At 59.8% G+C, this 17,323-nt stretch carries 12 protein-coding genes and 8 tRNA genes; 13 read left to right on the forward strand and 7 right to left on the reverse strand.

What is annotated here, in order from left to right; genetic code table 11:
* Window positions 1–42: 42 nt before the first annotated feature.
* Both AACX78_RS11860 and AACX78_RS11865 read right to left on the reverse strand, forming a co-directional pair.
* Window positions 43–900, reverse strand: a complete 858-nt coding sequence (locus tag AACX78_RS11860) for a LysR family transcriptional regulator (RefSeq protein WP_159166318.1) — start codon at window positions 898–900, stop codon at window positions 43–45.
* A 57-nt stretch (window positions 901–957) separates the two neighbouring features.
* Window positions 958–1,875, reverse strand: a complete 918-nt coding sequence (locus AACX78_RS11865) for a DMT family transporter (protein ID WP_159166319.1) — start codon at window positions 1,873–1,875, stop codon at window positions 958–960.
* A gap of 122 nt (window positions 1,876–1,997) precedes the next feature.
* Between AACX78_RS11865 and AACX78_RS11870 the strand changes: the two genes are divergently transcribed.
* The 3 genes from AACX78_RS11870 (at window position 1,998) to AACX78_RS11880 (ending at window position 5,730) form a co-directional block, all read left to right on the forward strand.
* The gene (locus AACX78_RS11870) at window positions 1,998–2,918 is read left to right on the forward strand and encodes a helix-turn-helix domain-containing protein (RefSeq protein WP_407704460.1); all 921 of its coding nucleotides are present in this window, start codon (window positions 1,998–2,000) and stop codon (window positions 2,916–2,918) included.
* A 262-nt stretch (window positions 2,919–3,180) separates the two neighbouring features.
* Window positions 3,181–4,818 carry an ATP-dependent endonuclease gene (locus tag AACX78_RS11875; protein ID WP_005311094.1) on the forward strand — a complete coding sequence of 546 codons (1,638 nt, stop codon included), beginning with the start codon at window positions 3,181–3,183 and terminating at the stop codon, window positions 4,816–4,818.
* A 192-nt stretch (window positions 4,819–5,010) separates the two neighbouring features.
* Window positions 5,011–5,730, forward strand: coding sequence for a hypothetical protein (locus AACX78_RS11880; RefSeq protein ID WP_017412051.1), 720 nt, complete (start codon window positions 5,011–5,013; stop codon window positions 5,728–5,730).
* 86 nt (window positions 5,731–5,816) lie between these two features.
* Here AACX78_RS11880 and glgX read toward each other — a convergent pair whose 3' ends face one another.
* The gene (glgX, locus tag AACX78_RS11885; RefSeq protein WP_159166321.1) at window positions 5,817–7,880 is read right to left on the reverse strand and encodes a glycogen debranching protein GlgX; all 2,064 of its coding nucleotides are present in this window, start codon (window positions 7,878–7,880) and stop codon (window positions 5,817–5,819) included.
* 196 nt (window positions 7,881–8,076) lie between these two features.
* Here glgX and AACX78_RS11890 point away from each other — a divergent pair.
* The 10 genes from AACX78_RS11890 (at window position 8,077) to yjjG (ending at window position 11,752) form a co-directional block, all read left to right on the forward strand.
* Window positions 8,077–8,153 (forward strand) — tRNA-Met (locus AACX78_RS11890).
* A gap of 92 nt (window positions 8,154–8,245) precedes the next feature.
* Window positions 8,246–8,322 (forward strand) — tRNA-Met (locus tag AACX78_RS11895).
* Between the two features lie 101 nt (window positions 8,323–8,423).
* A tRNA-Met gene (locus AACX78_RS11900) sits at window positions 8,424–8,500 on the forward strand.
* Between the two features lie 102 nt (window positions 8,501–8,602).
* Window positions 8,603–8,679 (forward strand) — tRNA-Met (locus AACX78_RS11905).
* Window positions 8,680–8,781: 102 nt separating this feature from the next.
* Window positions 8,782–8,858: transfer RNA gene (locus tag AACX78_RS11910), tRNA-Met, on the forward strand.
* 102 nt (window positions 8,859–8,960) lie between these two features.
* Window positions 8,961–9,029, forward strand: a tRNA-Met gene (locus AACX78_RS11915).
* Window positions 9,030–9,130: 101 nt separating this feature from the next.
* A tRNA-Met gene (locus AACX78_RS11920) sits at window positions 9,131–9,207 on the forward strand.
* 102 nt (window positions 9,208–9,309) lie between these two features.
* A tRNA-Met gene (locus AACX78_RS11925) sits at window positions 9,310–9,386 on the forward strand.
* A gap of 180 nt (window positions 9,387–9,566) precedes the next feature.
* Complete coding sequence (locus tag AACX78_RS11930; RefSeq protein WP_005311105.1) at window positions 9,567–11,063, forward strand: M17 family metallopeptidase; 1,497 nt, start codon at window positions 9,567–9,569, stop codon at window positions 11,061–11,063.
* 8 nt (window positions 11,064–11,071) lie between these two features.
* Window positions 11,072–11,752, forward strand: a complete 681-nt coding sequence (gene yjjG / locus AACX78_RS11935; RefSeq protein WP_159166322.1) for a pyrimidine 5'-nucleotidase — start codon at window positions 11,072–11,074, stop codon at window positions 11,750–11,752.
* 75 nt (window positions 11,753–11,827) lie between these two features.
* On the opposite strand, the gene AACX78_RS11940 is transcribed toward yjjG, so the two are convergent.
* The 4 genes from AACX78_RS11940 to elyC form a co-directional block, all read right to left on the reverse strand.
* Window positions 11,828–13,084 carry an amidohydrolase gene (locus AACX78_RS11940; protein ID WP_159166323.1) on the reverse strand — a complete coding sequence of 419 codons (1,257 nt, stop codon included), beginning with the start codon at window positions 13,082–13,084 and terminating at the stop codon, window positions 11,828–11,830.
* Window positions 13,085–14,524: 1,440 nt separating this feature from the next.
* On the reverse strand, window positions 14,525–15,496 hold the full coding sequence (pfkA, locus tag AACX78_RS11945) for a 6-phosphofructokinase (RefSeq protein WP_005311131.1): 972 nt from the start codon (window positions 15,494–15,496) through the stop codon (window positions 14,525–14,527).
* A 147-nt stretch (window positions 15,497–15,643) separates the two neighbouring features.
* On the reverse strand, window positions 15,644–16,399 hold the full coding sequence (gene tpiA, locus AACX78_RS11950) for a triose-phosphate isomerase (protein ID WP_005311133.1): 756 nt from the start codon (window positions 16,397–16,399) through the stop codon (window positions 15,644–15,646).
* A gap of 135 nt (window positions 16,400–16,534) precedes the next feature.
* The gene (gene elyC / locus AACX78_RS11955) at window positions 16,535–17,305 is read right to left on the reverse strand and encodes an envelope biogenesis factor ElyC (protein ID WP_159167515.1); all 771 of its coding nucleotides are present in this window, start codon (window positions 17,303–17,305) and stop codon (window positions 16,535–16,537) included.
* Window positions 17,306–17,323: the final 18 nt, after the last annotated feature.

A 17,323-nucleotide genomic window follows, 5' to 3' on the forward strand; every position in this document is an offset into this window, starting at 1 on the left:
AGATCTGCTTATCAACCCGTGCTCTCTACTGCTTGCACGGGGTTATTGACTCGGCCCGCTGAAATGATGAAAGTGCCTGCGCAGCGCACTCACCAGCTGCGCAATGCGTTCCCGCTTCAGACTGCTCTGGCGATAGACCAGATGCAAAGGGCGCCCCAGCCCAGGCAAGGGGCGAGCCGTTTCCCCCTGTTCTCCCACCAGTGCCAGCAGACCTGCCGGCAGCAGCACCGGGCCTATGCCTGCCTTGGCGAGTTCTATCAGCGCCAGATAGGAGTCCAGCTCCATGGCTGGCACCAACCCCAATTGCGCCAGCGGCTCGCGCAGGTAGCGGTTGGAGGGGTTCTCCAGATCCATGGTCAGGATCTTGCGCTGATCTGCCGAAGGCGCCTCATGCTGATCGTCCCCCACCAGATAGAAGGGCTCCTCCAGCAATAGCTCGGCTCCCAGACCATGGCCGGGAGGCAGGCGTCCGGCACAGATGCCGAGCAGGGCGTCGCCACTGCGCACCCGCGCCAGGATCACCGGGGTGTGATGGGTGGAGAGGGCAATATGGGGATCGCGGCCCAGATAGTCGTGCATGAAGCGGGCGAGGTAGCCCGCCAGCAGGGTTTCGGAGCAGGCGATCGGCAGGGGAGTAAGATCGGTGAGGGTCAGGCTGTCGGCCAGCACCCCCTTCATCTCGGCGAGACTCGGGGCCACCCGGTCGAGCAGCTCCCGCGCCTGGGGAGTGAGCCGGATCTGGCGGCCATCCGGCTCGATCAGCTTCTTGCCAAGGCGCAGCTCCAGCTGGGCAATGCGCTTGCTCACCGCCGACTGGCTGATGTAGAGGCGGCTGGCCACCTTGGCCATGGTGCCCTCGCTTGCCAGCAGGCTGAGTGTCTCCAATCCTTCCAGTAACATTAGGGCCCCTGGTGTCTCACCGTATATCGAATGGCGTTACCTTAGGGGCTGATGGCGTCAGGAGCAAGTGTCGTTCACCGCCTTGGCAGGCCGCCAGCGCCACTCCCGCACGGGTGGGGCGAAGATCACTAGATTGCCGAGCAAGCTGATCACAACGCCCACCACTGAGACCGTCTGCCAGACAAACCCCTCATAAAACGTCGAGAGCGTGAGCGCGACCAGCGGGAACAGTACTGTGGCGTAGGAGGCCTTGCTGGCGCCAATCCTGCCCACCAGTGTGAGGTAGGCAGTGAAGGCGATGACAGAGCCGAACAGGGCGAGATAGACCATGGCCGCCAGATAATGGCCGTCGGTCGGTATGGTCAGGGATTGGCCGAGCAGGGTGACCCAGCCCAGCAACAGCACGACGCCGTATACCATGCCCCAGGGCACCAGTTGCAGCACGTGATAGCCGTGACGCTGGCCGCGGGCAGAGACCAGGTTGCCCAGCGAGAAGCAGAGGGTGCCGCCACAGGCCAGCAGCAACCCCTTCCAGCCGTTTGCACCCAGTTGCGCATCCGCCAGCACGGGCCAGAACAGCAACAGTGTGCCCAACAATCCCAGCAAGGATCCTTGCAGCCAGCGCAAGTTGGGGCGTTTGCCCTCGAACAGCCAGAGATTGAGGCCGTTGAAGATGCTGGCACTGGCGAAGATCACCGCCGACAGGCCACTCGGTATGTAGAGGGTGGCGTGATAGAAGCAGAGAAAGTTGGTGGAAAAGAGCAGGGCGCCGAGCAGGGCCGCGTAGCGCTGGCCCGCCCAGGGCAGGCGGGGGAAACGGCCGCTGACGGTGAGCAGGGCAAACAGCGCCAGCGCAGCCAGCAGGAAGCGATAGAGCACGGACACCTCGATGGGAATGGGGCCGAGCTGCCAGGCGATAGCGATCCAGGTGCTGCCCCAGATAAGGACGGTGGCAAGATAGAGCAGGAGATTCATAACACATCCGGTGAAGTGGGAATGGGATGAACCACAGCATGGGGCGGGCCGGAGCGACTGGCTTGCACCATCTTGCGGTTATTTCAGCCGGGCCGCAGCGTTTGGCCCAGCGGCGCGGTAAGATGGCCGTAAGGCATGATGGGCGAGGCAGCAAGGTGCAACAGATAAGACAGGCGGGCGTATTCGATGCACTGGTCAGCACGGGAGCGCGGCTGGAAGACTCCTGCTGGCTGGAGCCTGGCCTTGGGGTGGCCAGCTGGCGCAACTGCTACGATCAGACCCGCTATCACAAGCCGGGTCACCATACCCTGAGCGTCTATTTGCAAGGGGGCGAGCAGACTGAGCGCCTCGATGGTCCCGGCGGCCATGGTGGCACCGGCAAGGTGTGCATCATGCCGGATCACCACAGATCCGAGTGGCTGGTGCGCGAAGAGTTCCGCTTTTTCCACCTCTACTTCACGCCGGCCCACCTCACCCGCATCGCCGAACAGGCCTGCGACAAGGAGGGGCGCCATCTGCTGCTGGAAGACAAGACTTTCATCGATGACCCCCAGGCATCCGTGCTGGTACAGACACAGCTGATGAAGCTGGAGTGGCAGCACTGCGTCGACCGTATGGCGCTCTCCCACGGCGCTTGGATGCTGATGCTGCACGCCTACCGCCACCATACACGGGAGGCGCCGAGCCTGCCCGAGGTGCGTGGCGGCCTGGCACCCGGGGTGATCCGGCGGGTGCAGGAGTACCTGCAAGCCCATCTGGCCGAGCCGGTTACCCTGGCTGAGCTGGCACAGCAGGCGAGCCTCAGCGAATATCACTTCGCCCGCATGTTTGGCCAGAGTCTGGGGTGTCCGCCCCATCGCTATCTGCTTGGGCTGCGGCTCAAACGGGCCAAGCAGTTGCTGGCAGGATCCGACTCCCTGGCCAGCATTGCCATCCTGTGCGGTTTCTCCTCCCAGGCGCATTTTGGCAATCGTTTTCGCGAGGCGTTTGGTCTCACCCCAGGACAGTGGCGTACACAATTGTCATCTTCTCGTCACAGATAACGCTGAGACTCTGGGCAAAAGAGGTGTACCATCTGCCACTTACCCATTGAAAGGAATGCCCATTGAATTATCGCAAACGCCAGACCCGTACTCGTCACCTTTGGTTCAGCCACTGGAATGCTCCCCAAGATCGCACCTGTATTCCCACCCCTCCCGAACCCGTAGTGCCTCACAGTTCCCGCTGAAAATCGATACGACCCGATAGGTTTTTTCCGGCAACTTTGCCACTATTGCGCCATCTGAATGGATTGGATATGGCTGCATGTTTCTGGAACGCATTGAAGTCAAAGGTTTTCGCGGGATAAATCGCCTCTCGCTCGGGCTGGATAACACCACGGTTCTCATCGGTGAGAACGCCTGGGGCAAATCCAGCCTGCTGCGCGCCCTCTGGTGTCTGTTGGGGCAGGATGCCGAACCCTATCAGTTCAGCAGCGATGATTTTCACCAACCGGAAGATCCCGAGCTCGCACCCGCCCGTCATCTGCAACTGGTGCTCACCTTCAGTGAACACAGACCCCAGATGTGTCTGCACTCCCATCGCCTTGCCCGTCTTGGCGCCTCCTGGGTCAAGCACAAAGACAAATTCCACCGCATTCACTACCGAGCCAGTGCCGAATTGCAGGCCGATGGTTCCGTGCTCACCACCCATGATTTTCTCGACGGCATAGGCAAGAGCCTGCCCATCGACAATGCCCATGAACTGGTCTGCCTGCTGATCACCATGAACCCTGTGTTCCGGCTGCGGGATGCCCGCACCGCACGCAACGGGGTCGAGATGTTGCAGTGGGGGGATTTGTCACAGAACCGGTTAAGCCAGCTCGCCGACAAGCTCATCGACGAACCCCAGCGCATCGGTGAGGCTGAGCTGAAAGAGGCGCTGCAGGCCGTGCGCCAGCTGATGGATCACTACTTCAACGCCCTTGCCCCCATGAAGCACAAGCCTCGCAGCCAGCGGGACATCGTCAATCGCCCCATGACACTGCGCAATCCCGGCAATCTGCAGACGCTGCTGCGCAATGCCGACAACCGGGCGCTGCAACTGGCGATGGCAGGCATGGCAGCCACCCTGCTCAACGCCCGTGGCAACCGCGAGCTGGAACAGGGGGCGCGGCCCATCATGATCCTGGAAGACCCCGAGAGTCGCCTGCACCCCACCATGATGGCGCTGGCCTGGGGACTGCTGGAGCACCTGCCGGGCCAGAAGCTGCTGACCACCAATTCGGGTGACCTGCTCTCCTCCCTGCCTCTGAATCAGGTGCGCCGTCTGGTGCGCCGCCAGCAGGACATCGTCTGTCATCAGCTGGGGGGCGAGCGTTACAGCAGCGATGACTTGCGCAAGATTGCCTTCCATGTGCGCATCAACCGCCCCATGTCGATGTTTGCCCGTTGCTGGCTGTTGGTGGAGGGAGAGACCGAGATCTGGCTGCTCTCCGAGCTGGCCCAGATCTGTGGTTACAGCCTGCGGGCGGAAGGGGTACGCATCATCGAATTTGCCCAGTGCGGTCAGTCGCCTCTCATCAAGGTGGCGCGCGACTTTGGCATCGAGTGGCATCTGCTCACCGACGGTGACGAGGCGGGGATCAAATACGCCACCTCGGCCCGGGCGCTGCTCAAGGGGGAGCGGGAGCGAGACCGGCTGACCCAGTTGCCGGCGGCTGATATCGAGCACTACCTCTATCACAACGGCTTCGAAGCTGTGTTTCGGCGCGAGGCCGGGGTCGGTGGCCGCTCGACCCTCAATGCCGGGCGCATCATCAACAAGGCCATTCATCATCGCAGCAAGCCTGGCATGGCGCTGGCGGTGGTGGAGGAGGCTGAGCGCCTGGGGGGCGAGCATATACCGCCTGTGATCCGGCAGATGTTTGCCAAGGTGGTGGCACTGGCGCGCGGTCAGGGCTGATGGTCTGTGCTGGCCGGCGTCCAATGATGCCGGCCAAGTGTGATCCCGCCTTGTCATCCCGATGGCGCTGAGCGTCAAATCCCTCGCAAGGCGCTTGCAGAGATTGGGGACGGGGCTGGGTTTGGGTATACTCGGCCCCTTCTCTTCTGGCGCCCCACAGGCGCATCCCGAATCTTTGCTGCTGGAGGCGTCATGTTCGTCCAACTCCCTTTTTGGCTTTTTCCCCTGACAGGTTTGATGGCGCTGGGGGCCCTCATTGCCCTCGGCATAGTGTTGTGGCGCGGTGATCTCTGCCCGGGCCAGCGCTCGCGGATCACGGCCCAGCTCTTCTCCATCTGGGTGATCACCGGGCTCTCACTGATGCTGGCGGTGGAGGCCAAGGTGGCGAGCTGGCTCGTCTGGAGCGGTGGCGCCGCCCTGATCCTGGGGATAGTGCTGTCCCTTGCCCAGTCACGGCTGGAGGGCAAGCGTGCCATCCCGTCCACCCTGCTCTGGCTGCCTGCCATGCCGCTGCTGGTCTATGGGGTCGGCCTGCTGCAAATCCAGGGCTGGCTGAGCGGCCTGCTGCAGATGACCTTGCTGGGGGCGGCCTTCGCGCACCTGATGCTGCTGCGGGCCCGCCACCGTCTGCAGGCGTTCAATCTGTTGCTGCCACTGGCGGGGCTGGTGGCTGCCATGCTGAGCCTGCTCTGGCTGGCCGTGCTGGTGGGCTGGCAGGGCAATGGTGCCGCGCTTGATGCCCTGATCCCCGGTGTGTTGACCCAGGCCATCTTGCTGATTGCAGCCCTGCTGCTCTGGTTCAGTCCCATCTACCTGCAAAAAGAGACGGCGCCCGTTGTGGTCTCCACCGCCCTGTGCGGCCTCGTCATTGCCCAGATAGCGGCGACCAGCGTGCTGCACCAGCTGACCTGATAGCGTACCGCACTGCATGAATAGAAAAGCCCACCCCGAGTCACTCAGGGTGGGCTTTTTGATGGCCGCAATAGTGCAATCCGTGCCTAGTAGAAGTCATCCGCCCCGCAGATAAAGAGGCAACTGCTGCGCGGCTGGGCCAGATACTCCCGGGTCAGTCCCTCCAGCGGCATGCCGAAGGTGCAGATGTCGTGGGGTGAGGGCAGGGCGGTATCCAGGATCCGGCGCCAGTAGCCACCCACCCCCTTGGGGGGGCTTGGCAGATTGAAGGTGAGCGGCTCCCAGTAGGCATTGAACAGCACATAGAGTGCCAGCTTGGTTTCGCTGGAGAGTGCCGACATGGCGATAGCGTGGGAGTGGGGGCTGAAGTCCGGCTGGGCGGCATTGATGCCGTGCCAGCAGATCTCGCTGTGACGCAGGATCTCGGTCAGCGACAGCGGCATGCTCTCCTGCTCAGGTCGCTGGAACAGGTGCTTGCGATACTGGATCAGCTCCTTCATGAAGCGGAACATCTCCTGTCCCATGGTACTGGTTTGCCAGTTCATCCAGCAGGTTTCGTTGTCCTGACAGTAACCGTTGTTGTTGCCATGCTGGGTGCGCAGCACCTCGTCCCCCATCAGCAGCATGGGGGAGCCCACCGACAACAGGGTGGCCACCATCATGTTCTTGGCCTGGCGTATGCGCAGCGCATTGACGTGAGGATCCTCAGTGACCCCTTCATGGCCATGATTCCAGCTGAAGTTGTGATCGCACCCGTCCCGGTTCTGCTCGCCGTTGGCCTCGTTGTGCTTGTGGTCATAACTGGCCCAGTCCCACAGGGTGAAACCGTCATGACAGGTGACGAAGTTGATGCTTTTCTCCGGATCGGCGTGGTGATAGTGATAGATATCCGGGCTGCCGCACAGTCGCTCCACGAAGGGGGTGACGGCGTTGTCATCCCCGCGCAGAAAGTGGCGCACGTCATCCCTGAACTGGCCGTTCCACTCACGCCAGCGCGCGCCGGCCAGGCTGCCCACCTGATAAAGTCCACCCGCATCCCAGGCCTCGGCGATGAGCTTGATGTCGGCGATGCGGGGATCCGTGTCTATGGTGCGCAGGGTCGGCGCATTGGCCTGCGGCATGCCGGACTCGTCCCGCGACAGTATGGCGGCCAGATCGAATCGAAAGCCATCCACGTGCATCTCCTGGCGCCAGAAGTGGAGGCTGTCCATGATCATGCGCAGCACCACTGGGTGGGCACCGTTGAAGGTATTGCCGCAGCCCGAATAGTTGGTGTCCTTCTGATTGCTGTCGAGGATGTAGTAGGCCTCGTTGTCTATGCCGCGAAACGAGAAGATGGGGCCGTCGTCCCCCCCTTCGGCCGTGTGGTTGTAAACCACGTCCAGGATCACCTCTATATTGGCTCTGTGCAAGGCCTTGACCATGTCCCTGAACTCGGTGAGCGGATCGCCGCCACTGGCATATTGAGCGTGGGGGGCAAAGAACGACATCGGGCTGTAGCCCCAGTAGTTGGAGAGCCCCTTGGGGGCATCCTGGGGATCGAACTGGAACACCGGCAGCAGCTCGACGGCTGTGATGCCGAGGGATTGCAGATAGGGGATCTTCTCGATGAGGCCAAGATAGGTGCCGCGCAGGGCAGGCTCCACCCCCGAGCTCGGCGACTTGGTAAATCCCCCCAGATGCAGCTCGTAGATCACGGAGCGGGAGAGGGAGTGAGCGGGGAGCTTGTCCCCTTCCCAGTCATAGTCGCGGGTATCCACCACCCGGTTCTTGGCACACACAGCCAGGTTGCTGCCGGGACGGGCCGCAGCCCAGCGGTCGTAGGTCGGCCCCAGCTCAATGCTGCGACCATAGGGGTCCAGCAGTACCTTGTCTGCATCGAAGCGGGTACCGTAGTAGGGACGCCAGGGACCCTGGATGCGATAGGCATAGCGCTGGCCCAGTGGAATGCCTTCGATATGGATGTGCCAGTAGTAGGCGGTGCGGTTGAGGCGGGGGGAGAGCACTATCACCTCAGGGGTGTCATCATCGGCACGGGTGAAGAGCAGCAGTTCAACCCGACTGGCCAGGCGGGCCCAGATGGCAAAATTGACGCCGTCGTTCTCGGGTGTGGCCCCCAATTGACGGCAATGACCGGCGGATATGCGCATGATAAGGCTACCTAAAAAGAGGAGTGACAAGCCTTTTGAGTGTAGTGCGCCAAGCTGGCCTCAAACCTGCTTGTCTGAAAAAACAGCGTCCTGTTGCAAATTCCTTCAATTTGTGCCGCTTTAACCTTCGAATGAAGTTTTTTTAGGATATTTACTTGCAATCTGAGCGCTGGCGCCTATTATTGGCGACCTCAGACGCGGGGTGGAGCAGCTCGGTAGCTCGTCGGGCTCATAACCCGAAGGTCGTCGGTTCAAATCCGGCCCCCGCAACCATCTGGGTATCAGAGTCGAAAACGCTGATTAACGCATTGAAGACAAAGATAATTCGAACTGGCTACTGCTCGGCCAATTCGGAAAAATATGGACGCGGGGTGGAGCAGCTCGGTAGCTCGTCGGGCTCATAACCCGAAGGTCGTCAGTTCAAATCTGGCCCCCGCAACCAACTATTTGTGCTCATGGCGTGGCTGATGCCACGCGGTGAACGTAAAGACAGCGAACTACTTCTGCTCGGTAGTGTGCGGTGATAAGGCAATACAATTCGGACGCGGGGTGGAGCAGCTCGGTAGCTCGTCGGGCTCATAACCCGAAGGTCGTCAGTTCAAATCTGGCCCCCGCAACCAACTATTTGTGCTCATGGCGAGGCTGATGCCACGCGGTGAACGTAAAGACAGCGAACTACTTCTGCTCGGTAGTACGCGGTGATAAAGGCAATACAATTCGGACGCGGGGTGGAGCAGCTCGGTAGCTCGTCGGGCTCATAACCCGAAGGTCGTCAGTTCAAATCTGGCCCCCGCAACCAACTATTTGTGCTCATGGCGAGGCTGATGCCACGCGGTGAACGTAAAGACAGCGAACTACTTCTGCTCGGTAGTACGCGGTGATAAAGGCAATACAATTCGGACGCGGGGTGGAGCAGCTCGGTAGCTCGTCGGGCTCATAACCCGAAGGTCGTCAGTTCAAATCTGGCCCCCGCAACCAACTATTTGTGCTCATGGCGAGGCTGATGCCACGCGGTGAACGTAAAGACAGCGAACTACTTCTGCTCGGTAGTACGCGGTGATAAAGGCAGTACAATTCGGACGCGGGGTGGAGTAGCTCGTCGGGCTCATAACCCGAAGGTCGTCAGTTCAAATCTGGCCCCCGCAACCAACTATTTGTGCTCATGGCGTGGCTGATGCCAAGCGGTGAACGTAAAGACAGCAAGCTACTTCTGCTCGGTAGTGCGCGGTGATAAGGCAGTACAATTCGGACGCGGGGTGGAGCAGCTCGGTAGCTCGTCGGGCTCATAACCCGAAGGTCGTCAGTTCAAATCTGGCCCCCGCAACCAACTATTTGTGTTCATGGCGAGGCTGATGCCAAGCGGCGAACGTAAAGACAGCGAACTACTTCTGCTCGGTAGTACGCGGTGATAAAGGCAATACAATTAGGACGCGGGGTGGAGCAGCTCGGTAGCTCGTCGGGCTCATAACCCGAAGGTCGTCAGTTCAAATCTGGCCCCCGCAACCAACTTTCCGTTATTTCCCTCTTTCTGTATTACCCCCTCCTTATATTTCCCTGTGTGTCCAGCCGTTCGTCACCTCAGTGCATCATGACGCTTGATATTGATTTTCAAGTGTAAATCTAGTCGTCTTCGCGTTTTGTTGGGTATCATCAGTGATATCTCTTCATGGACGAGGGCCTTGCCCAATGATGCAAAATTTCACTTATCTTCCCCCTCAAATCGATATTCACGATGCCACCCTGAGTCAGGCCATGACCAACGGGCTCTCGGCCAACTTGTTGCTGATCGCGGAAGAGTTGCGTGATCCTGTTCTTGCCATGCCCGAATTTGCCCCCGTGGCGACCCAGATAGCGCTGGGCCAGAAGGCTCCCTACAGCCTGGTGCAGCATAACAGCCTGCAACTGGTGGTCTTCATGGGCAGCCATCCTGTACGTGATCACGCCCTCTACAAGCAAGCCAGATCCTGGGTAGTCCCCTTGGCGGGCCTCAAGATCGAGCGGATGGGGGTGCACCTTGAAGGGTTTGACGAAGGGGACAGGGCGCTGCTGGCCGAGCTGGCACTGGCTTGTTTGCTGGCGGCGAACGTGCCCATGCCCAGTCACAAGCACTGTGTCGAGGACGAGTGGCGCTATCAGCAGATTGCAGTGTCACCGCGCTGTGTGCTGGATCTGGCGCGGATCTACGCCGAAGCCGAAGGCAACGGCATGGCTCGACATCTGGCGGTATCGCCAGCCTCCGATCTCACCGCGCGCAGCTATCGGGAGTGGGTACGTCAGTTGGCTCAGGTCGAAGGGTGGCAGTGGTTCGAGTACGATCAGGCCCAGCTGGCCGAGCGGGGCGCCGGCGCCTTCATCGCAGTGGCGAGAGGTTCAGAAGACAACCAGGCCGCCATGGTCAAGCTCAGCTACTGCCCGCCCAATCCGGTGCGCCGGGTGGCACTGGTGGGCAAGGGGATCTGCCACGACTCGGGTGGCTACAACCTCAAGGTCGCCGGCAGCATGTATGGCATGCACCTGGACATGGGCGGCAGTGCCGTGGCGCTGGGTGCTCTCTATGCGATCAGCCGGGCCAGTCTGCCCTATGAGGTGCACTGCTGGCTCGCCATCGCAGAGAACCACATAGGCCCGCTGGCTTACCGGCCGGGGGAGGTGGTAACCGCGCTCAACGGCACCACCATAGAGGTGGTGGATACCGATGCCGAAGGGCGCATGGTGCTGGCGGATACCCTCTGTATGGCGGTACAGGACAATCCGGATCTGCTGATCGATTACGCCACCCTGACCGGTGCCTGCAAACGGGCGCTGGGCAGCCGCTACAGCGGTGCCTTTACCAACCGGCCCCAGTGGCTCTGTGACTTGATAAGTCTTGGCCAGCGCAGCGGCGAGCGGATCTGGCCCTTCCCGCTTGATGAGGACTACGACGACAACCTCGATAGCGAGTGGGCCGATCTGCTACAATGTGCGCCGGGCGCGTCGCCGGATCACATCGATGCCGCCCGTTTTCTCAACCGCTTTGTGCCCCAGCAGACCCCCTGGTTGCACCTCGATTTGAGCGGTTTTCGCAGCAAGGGGGGCAATGGCGTGGTCAGCAGCGAAGTGACCGGATTCGGGGTCCGGTTGACGCTGGACTTGTTAGGCAGCCCGTTGGGCCGCCGCCATGAACTCGATGAACAAGAAAATTAAGGAATAACGTGAAAGTACCAAGTTATGACTGGGTGTTGTTCGATCTGGACGAAACACTGCTCGATTTCCCGGTCGCCCAGGCCCTGGAGCAGACCCTGCAGATCTACGGTGTGGCGCCCACTCCCCCCAAGATGGCGGAGTATCACGCGCTCAACCACCGGCTGTGGCAACAGTACAATTCGGGCGAAATTGATGCAGCGCACCTGCAGCAGACCCGTTTCTCCCTGTTCGCCGAGCAGGTGGACGTGGCGCCCATGGCGATGAACGACACCTTCTTGCAGCAGATCATTGCCCTGAGCGTGCCCCTTGAAGGGGTCGTCGAGACACTGGAGGCCCTCAAGGGCCAGGTTAGGATGGGGATCATTACCAACGGCTTCAGCCTGCCGCAGCGCGGCCGCCTCAGCAAACTGGGCTGGAGCGAGTGGTTCGAGCCGCTGGTCATTTCTGACGAAGTGCAGGTGACCAAGCCGGCCGCCGCCATTTTCCAGCATACCCTTGCCTTGATGGGGCAGCCGAGCCCTGCACGGGTGTTGATGGTGGGGGACAACCCCAAGACCGACATCGCCGGTGCGGCGGCCCAGGGGCTGGCCACCTGCTGGTACAATCCGGCACGTCACGACACCGCGTGCGAGGCGACCCACGAGATCCACCACTTCGCCCATCTCTCCAGCATAGTGCTGGGGCAGTAAGCACCAGGGCAGCTCGCGGATCGCCAGACACACAACAGGCAGCCATCAAGGCTGCCTTTTGTGATCTTGAGGGGATCAGGTACCGAGGCGGCTGAGCAGCCAGGACTCGAGCAGGGCAACACCGTGTTCCAGCACGGCTTCGTCGAAGTCGAACTCCGGATGGTGGTGAGGCGCGGCCAGATTGGCTCCCAGGATCAGGTAGGCGGCTTCGCCACCGTTACGCTGCACCCGCTCGATGAGAAAGCCCGCATCCTCGCTGGCGCCAAAGCGGCGGGTGTGGATGGTCTCAAGTTTGAGTGCCTGAGCAAGCGGCACTATCTCTTCGAGCAGGGCCGGGCTGTTCTCGATACCGATGGCTTCTCCCTGCTTGCGAATGAGGTAGGTGGCCCCCTGCATCATGGCGGCCCCTTCCACTACCTGCTGCACCTGGCCGAACATGTAGTCGTTGAGCGCCGGGGTGGCACCACGGGTCTCTCCCTGCAGGCGGGCATGGCCCGGGATCACGTTGCGACCGCTGCCACCACTGAGCTGGCCCACGTTGATGCGGGTCATGCCATCGCGATGTCGGGCAATGCCGAGCATGGCTGTGGTCGCCGTACAGGCTGCCGCCAGCGCGTTGCTGCCCGCGTTGGGCTCAAGACCCGCGTGGGCGGCGCGCCCCATAAACTCCACATCGAATTTGGTTGAGCAGAGAAACTCGGTGGGATTGACCACCAGCTCGCCACTGGCCGCATGAATGCCGATGTGCAGTGCCAGCAGGGCATCCACATCGTCGAGCTGACCACCGGCTGCCAGTGCCTTGCCACCACGGCACCCCTCTTCGGCTGGCTGGAAGAACAGCTTGATGCGGCCGCTGAGTCGCTCTGCCAGGGCTGCTATCCGCTCGGCCAGCACCAAACCAATGGCGGTGTGGCCGTCGTGGGCACAGGCGTGCATCCAGCCGGCGTTGCGAGACTGCCACCCCTCCTGGCTGGGGGGATGCAGCTCATCCTGGCTCTCGTCCACTTCCACCGCATCGATATCGAAGCGAAAGGCCAGGGTCGGGCCGGGACGACCGCTGTCCCATACTCCCATCACACCCGTTATCTCTTCGATGCGCGCCAGCCAGTCGGGATGCGCCCCCTGACGCAGGGCGCGCTCCTTCTGGGCTTGTACGTCTACCTCCCGTCCCATGATGAGGTTGCTGGCCAGCAGCTTGTCCCCCAGCATGACTTCAAATCCGAGTTTTGAGAGGTGGTGAGCAATGAGGGAGCTGGTGCGAAATTCACACCAGGCCGCTTCGGGCAGACGATGAAGATCACGACGCCAATGGCGAAGAGCATCTTGTGTCATGGTAATTCCTGCGTGGCGAGTTCAGCGGATATTGTGACGGGCAGGGGAGCAAGAGTAAATCCCGTTGACAAAATGCAACAAGGGGAGCGATGAGGCTCCCCTTGTTGGTGATGGCGGTGACGTCCAGCTTGTTTAGTGTGCATCAACCCGTTCTAAATTCCGTTTCAGGCATCATCTCGAATGAGGCAGTTAAAAAAGACAGAAAGCGGTGGAATAGTCAGCGCCAAAGTGATGGTTGTCATTCAGTAATAGAGGATTCTGGATAATTAACCGGCTCAGAGCTGTGACAGCGACGGCAGAGAGACGGCAACCAGAGTGAAAAACACGGTAAAAACGGCAGTAACAACAAACTCTTTCATATTTTGTCTCCCTTGGCTGACTCTTGATGGGACCAAGATACCATAACTGTGCAGTAACACAACGACAAAATGTAATTATATGGCTTATTGTCGCACTGGTGGTCGCTAAGCCTTGTTTTTGTATTTTTGAGGGTGTTTTATCACCACTCCGTTCATTTCTATGGAGGGAGACGTGCTGTTTTTTAGTTTTTGTATATAAATTCAAATGCTTATATTCTTTTGTTGTGATGTTTTCGGTGGGTTTTATATGGAGCTTTTGTTGGGTTTGACCAGTTTTATACGCAAAAATGGCTTCCTGTTGCGCCTGAAAGTGTCGCCACAAGCAGGGTTGGCGGTCTCGACGAGAGATAGGGTGTTGATATCCAGTTTTTGGTTCAGTGAAAGGACGCAGGCCATGGGGGGCGTCACTTGCAGGGGATTGTCACTCTTCTTGTTTTTCAGTCAGAGGGATAAAAAGGATGAAAAAGGTGGGCTTTCACTGGGATAAAGAGCCGCCGGGGCCAGCGGGAAGGGATTTCACATTTTCCCGATACCATGCGCCTGTGAATGCGGGTTGAGTGACATTGCGGGTCGGTATTTTTGGCGTTTGCAGGTGCCTATTGGCCGTTGATCAGTAACTCGCTGCCCAATCACGGCGCTGCCATCAGCTTCTTCCCCGAGCGGTTTGTGGCGTTTTCAAGACAGCTTGAGAGTGTGATGGGGGAGAATAGGAGGAAAGAGCCTGAAAAATACGGGAGAAGGGCGGGGGCGAGTGGTGACAAGGGTTGGCGTTGCAGGGGGGCGCTGAGGCACTTCCCAATCACCCAGTATGGCCACCGACAGCGGAAGGCTTGCTACCCCCTGGCTTCGTACAGCGAGTCAGCGGACCCTGGTGACAGTCTTGAGTGGCCGAGTGAGCCAATCAGTCTTGTGTGAGTGGTGCGGGCGAACGAGAAGAGTGAGATGAAGAGTAAAGCGGAGTGCCAGTAAAACCTGGCATGCAATGCCGCTGTTTACTGCTGACGCTGCGGTAAACAAGGCGGATTAAAAAACCCTCCAGCGGAGGGTTTTTGTCACAACAACCTGATGCAAGCCATGCGGCTTAGAACAGGGTGGTGGAGAGATCGTACAGCTCCTGATCGAACGGGCGCTTCAGGTTCTCGATGCAGTCGATGATGTCGTGGTGCACCATCTCGTTGCCCTGGATCCCGACGCAGCGGCCACCCTGGCCCGCCAGCAGCTGTTCGACGGCGAAGGCACCCATGCGGCTGGACATGATGCGATCGCGTGCAGTCGGTGAGCCGCCACGCTGGATGTGACCCAGTATGGTGGCGCGGGTTTCGCGGCCAGTCATGGCTTCGATGTCCTTGGCCAGCGCATTCACGTCGGTGACGTGTTCACAGATTGTGATGATGGCGTGTTTTTTGCCTTTGGCTTCGCCTTCCTTGATCTGTTGCAGCAGCTTCTCTTTGTCAAAGGCCACTTCCGGCACTATCACGTACTCGGCACCGCCAGCAACGGCGGCAGACATGGCCAGATCGCCGCAGTGGCGACCCATGATCTCGACCACTGAAATACGGTGGTGGGAGCTGCAGGTGTCGCGCAGACGGTCGATGGCGTCAACCACCACGTTCAGGGCGGTATCAAAGCCGATGGTGAAGTCGGTACCGGCGATGTCGTTGTCGATGGTGCCCGGCAGGCCGATGCAAGGGAAACCCTCTTCGGTCAGCTTCTTGGCACCCATGTAGGAGCCGTCACCGCCGATCACCACCAAGGCATCGATGCCGTGCTTTTTCAGGTTTTCGATCGCTTCGGCACGGACGGCCGGATCTTTGAAGGCGGGGAAACGGGCAGAACCCAGGAAGGTACCGCCACGGTTCACCACGTCGGAGACGCTGTGACGCTCCAGCTTGACGATCCTGTCCTGATGCAGACCGAGGTAGCCATCATAGATGCCATAAACTTCCAGGCCATGATGCAGACCGGCGCGCACCACGGCGCGAATGGCTGCGTTCATACCCGGTGCGTCACCACCACTGGTCAAAACACCAATACGTTTGAGTTGTTTGGTCATGAGTGCCTCTGGATCTGAGTTGTCGAATACGAAGTTTTACAAATGAGACAAGCCATTTTTACTATATCGGCTTTCGTATGGGATGCGGGGGCCGCCATAGGAAAAGCGATATGCAAGAGGGGGCCAAGCCCCCTCTTGGGCAACAGCTTACTTGGCTGCGCCAGCGATGATCTGGGAGAAGTCGTCCACTTTCAGGGACGCACCACCCACCAGGCCACCGTCGATGTCCGGCTGACCGAACAGGTCGGCAGCGGTTGCACCAGTGACGGAACCGCCGTACAGGATCTGTACTTTGGCAGCCACGGCGCCATCAAAACCGGCCAGGTACTGACGGATGTGAGCGTGAACGGATTGAGCGATTTCCGGGGTGGCAGTCTTGCCGGTACCGATGGCCCATACAGGCTCATAGGCAACCACGGCGTTGCTGAAGGAGGCGATGCCGCAACGATCGATGACAGCTTTCAGCTGGGTCTCAACCACAGTCTTGGTCACGCCGGCTTCGAACTGCTCCAGGGTCTCACCGATGCACAGTACGGGGATCAGGCCCGCTTTCTGGATGGCTTCGTACTTGGCGGCTACCACGTCGTCGTTCTCTGCGTGAAGGGTACGGCGCTCGCTGTGACCGACCAGGGAGTAGGTGCAACCGAAGGCTTTGAGCATGGAGGGGGCGTTCTCGCCGGTGAAGGCGCCGGACTCGTGAACGTCGGCATTCTGGGCACCGTAGGCAATCTTGCTGCCTGCGGTCAGCTGCTCAACCAGACCCAAAAAGATAACCGGCGGGCAGACGGCGACTTGCACGGAAGGATGAGCGGCAGCAGCCGGGGTCAGTCCTTTGATCAGAGCTTCGACAGAAGCTTTGGTGCCGTTCAGTTTCCAGTTACCCATTACCAGGTGCTGTCTCATCTTGTAACTCTCCTAGGCATTTGATTGCGCGACATTATATGAATTGAACCGAGCCCAAGATAGCTGACCCGGCGGCAAATGACGTAATTTTTTTTCGCTTTCCTGATCCAAATCAGGAATGAAAGGCTCGATTGCTCAATCGTTAACCTGCCCTCGCAAACGGGCCCACCATACCCCAATCCATTCGTGAATGGCAGCCTCGGAATACATCAGATAACGTCCCTTCGGCAGGTAGCTGTAAAGGGGTTGCGTCACCTGACTCTGCTTGGCTGTGTAGTCGGTGGGGGCCGGCACTGCATCGAGTCCCTGCCCTTGGTACAGCGCCATGGCCCGCGGCAGGTGGGTGGCCGAACTGACCAGCGCCACCCGCTTGCCCTTGAGATAACGGCTGATGCTGACGGCCTCGTCATGGGTGTCTTTGTTGTTTTCAAACAACGTCATTCGGGATCTCTCTATCCCCAGGCTGGCCGCCATGCGGGCATTGACCTCGGCGTTGGAGAGGGGATCCCCCGATACATAGCCGGAGAAGACCAGTGTGGCCCGGGGGTAAGCCTGGGCGAGGCGTACGCCTTCCAGGGTTCTTGCGAGGGCGATATTGTTCTGCCAGGCGCGCTCAGGGATCGCCGGATCGCTCACATGGCCGTTGCCCAGCACCACGATAGCCTCTATATCCGGGTGTTGGCTTATGTCGAACGGCGGGAAGGTCTGCTCCAGCCCTCTGGCCAGCTCATAGCTCACCGGCCGCATCCCCATCAGAGCAACAATGACCAGGGAGCAGGTCGCCAGCAGCTTGCCGGTTTTCTGAAAGCGGGTGAACCAGAGCAGCAAAAGCGCCAGCAGCAATAAGGAGAGGGAAAAGGGCAGTGGCATCAGCAATTGGCCTAGCCATTTCTTGATAACAAACAAGTTGGCGGCAAACAGGTT

This window comes from Aeromonas sp. 9A (assembly GCF_963900955.1).
Lineage (GTDB): Bacteria > Pseudomonadota > Gammaproteobacteria > Enterobacterales > Aeromonadaceae > Aeromonas > Aeromonas salmonicida.

Coding starts and splice junctions, on each gene's coding strand:
- AACX78_RS11860 (WP_159166318.1), bottom strand. CDS start 900: ATGTTACTGGAAGGATTGGAGACACTCAGCCTGCTGGCAAGCGAGGGC.
- AACX78_RS11865 (WP_159166319.1), bottom strand. CDS start 1,875: ATGAATCTCCTGCTCTATCTTGCCACCGTCCTTATCTGGGGCAGCACC.
- AACX78_RS11870 (WP_407704460.1), top strand. CDS start 1,998: ATGGCCGTAAGGCATGATGGGCGAGGCAGCAAGGTGCAACAGATAAGA.
- AACX78_RS11875 (WP_005311094.1), top strand. CDS start 3,181: ATGTTTCTGGAACGCATTGAAGTCAAAGGTTTTCGCGGGATAAATCGC.
- AACX78_RS11880 (WP_017412051.1), top strand. CDS start 5,011: ATGTTCGTCCAACTCCCTTTTTGGCTTTTTCCCCTGACAGGTTTGATG.
- glgX (WP_159166321.1), bottom strand. CDS start 7,880: ATGCGCATATCCGCCGGTCATTGCCGTCAATTGGGGGCCACACCCGAG.
- AACX78_RS11930 (WP_005311105.1), top strand. CDS start 9,567: ATGATGCAAAATTTCACTTATCTTCCCCCTCAAATCGATATTCACGAT.
- AACX78_RS11940 (WP_159166323.1), bottom strand. CDS start 13,084: ATGACACAAGATGCTCTTCGCCATTGGCGTCGTGATCTTCATCGTCTG.
- pfkA (WP_005311131.1), bottom strand. CDS start 15,496: ATGACCAAACAACTCAAACGTATTGGTGTTTTGACCAGTGGTGGTGAC.
- tpiA (WP_005311133.1), bottom strand. CDS start 16,399: ATGAGACAGCACCTGGTAATGGGTAACTGGAAACTGAACGGCACCAAA.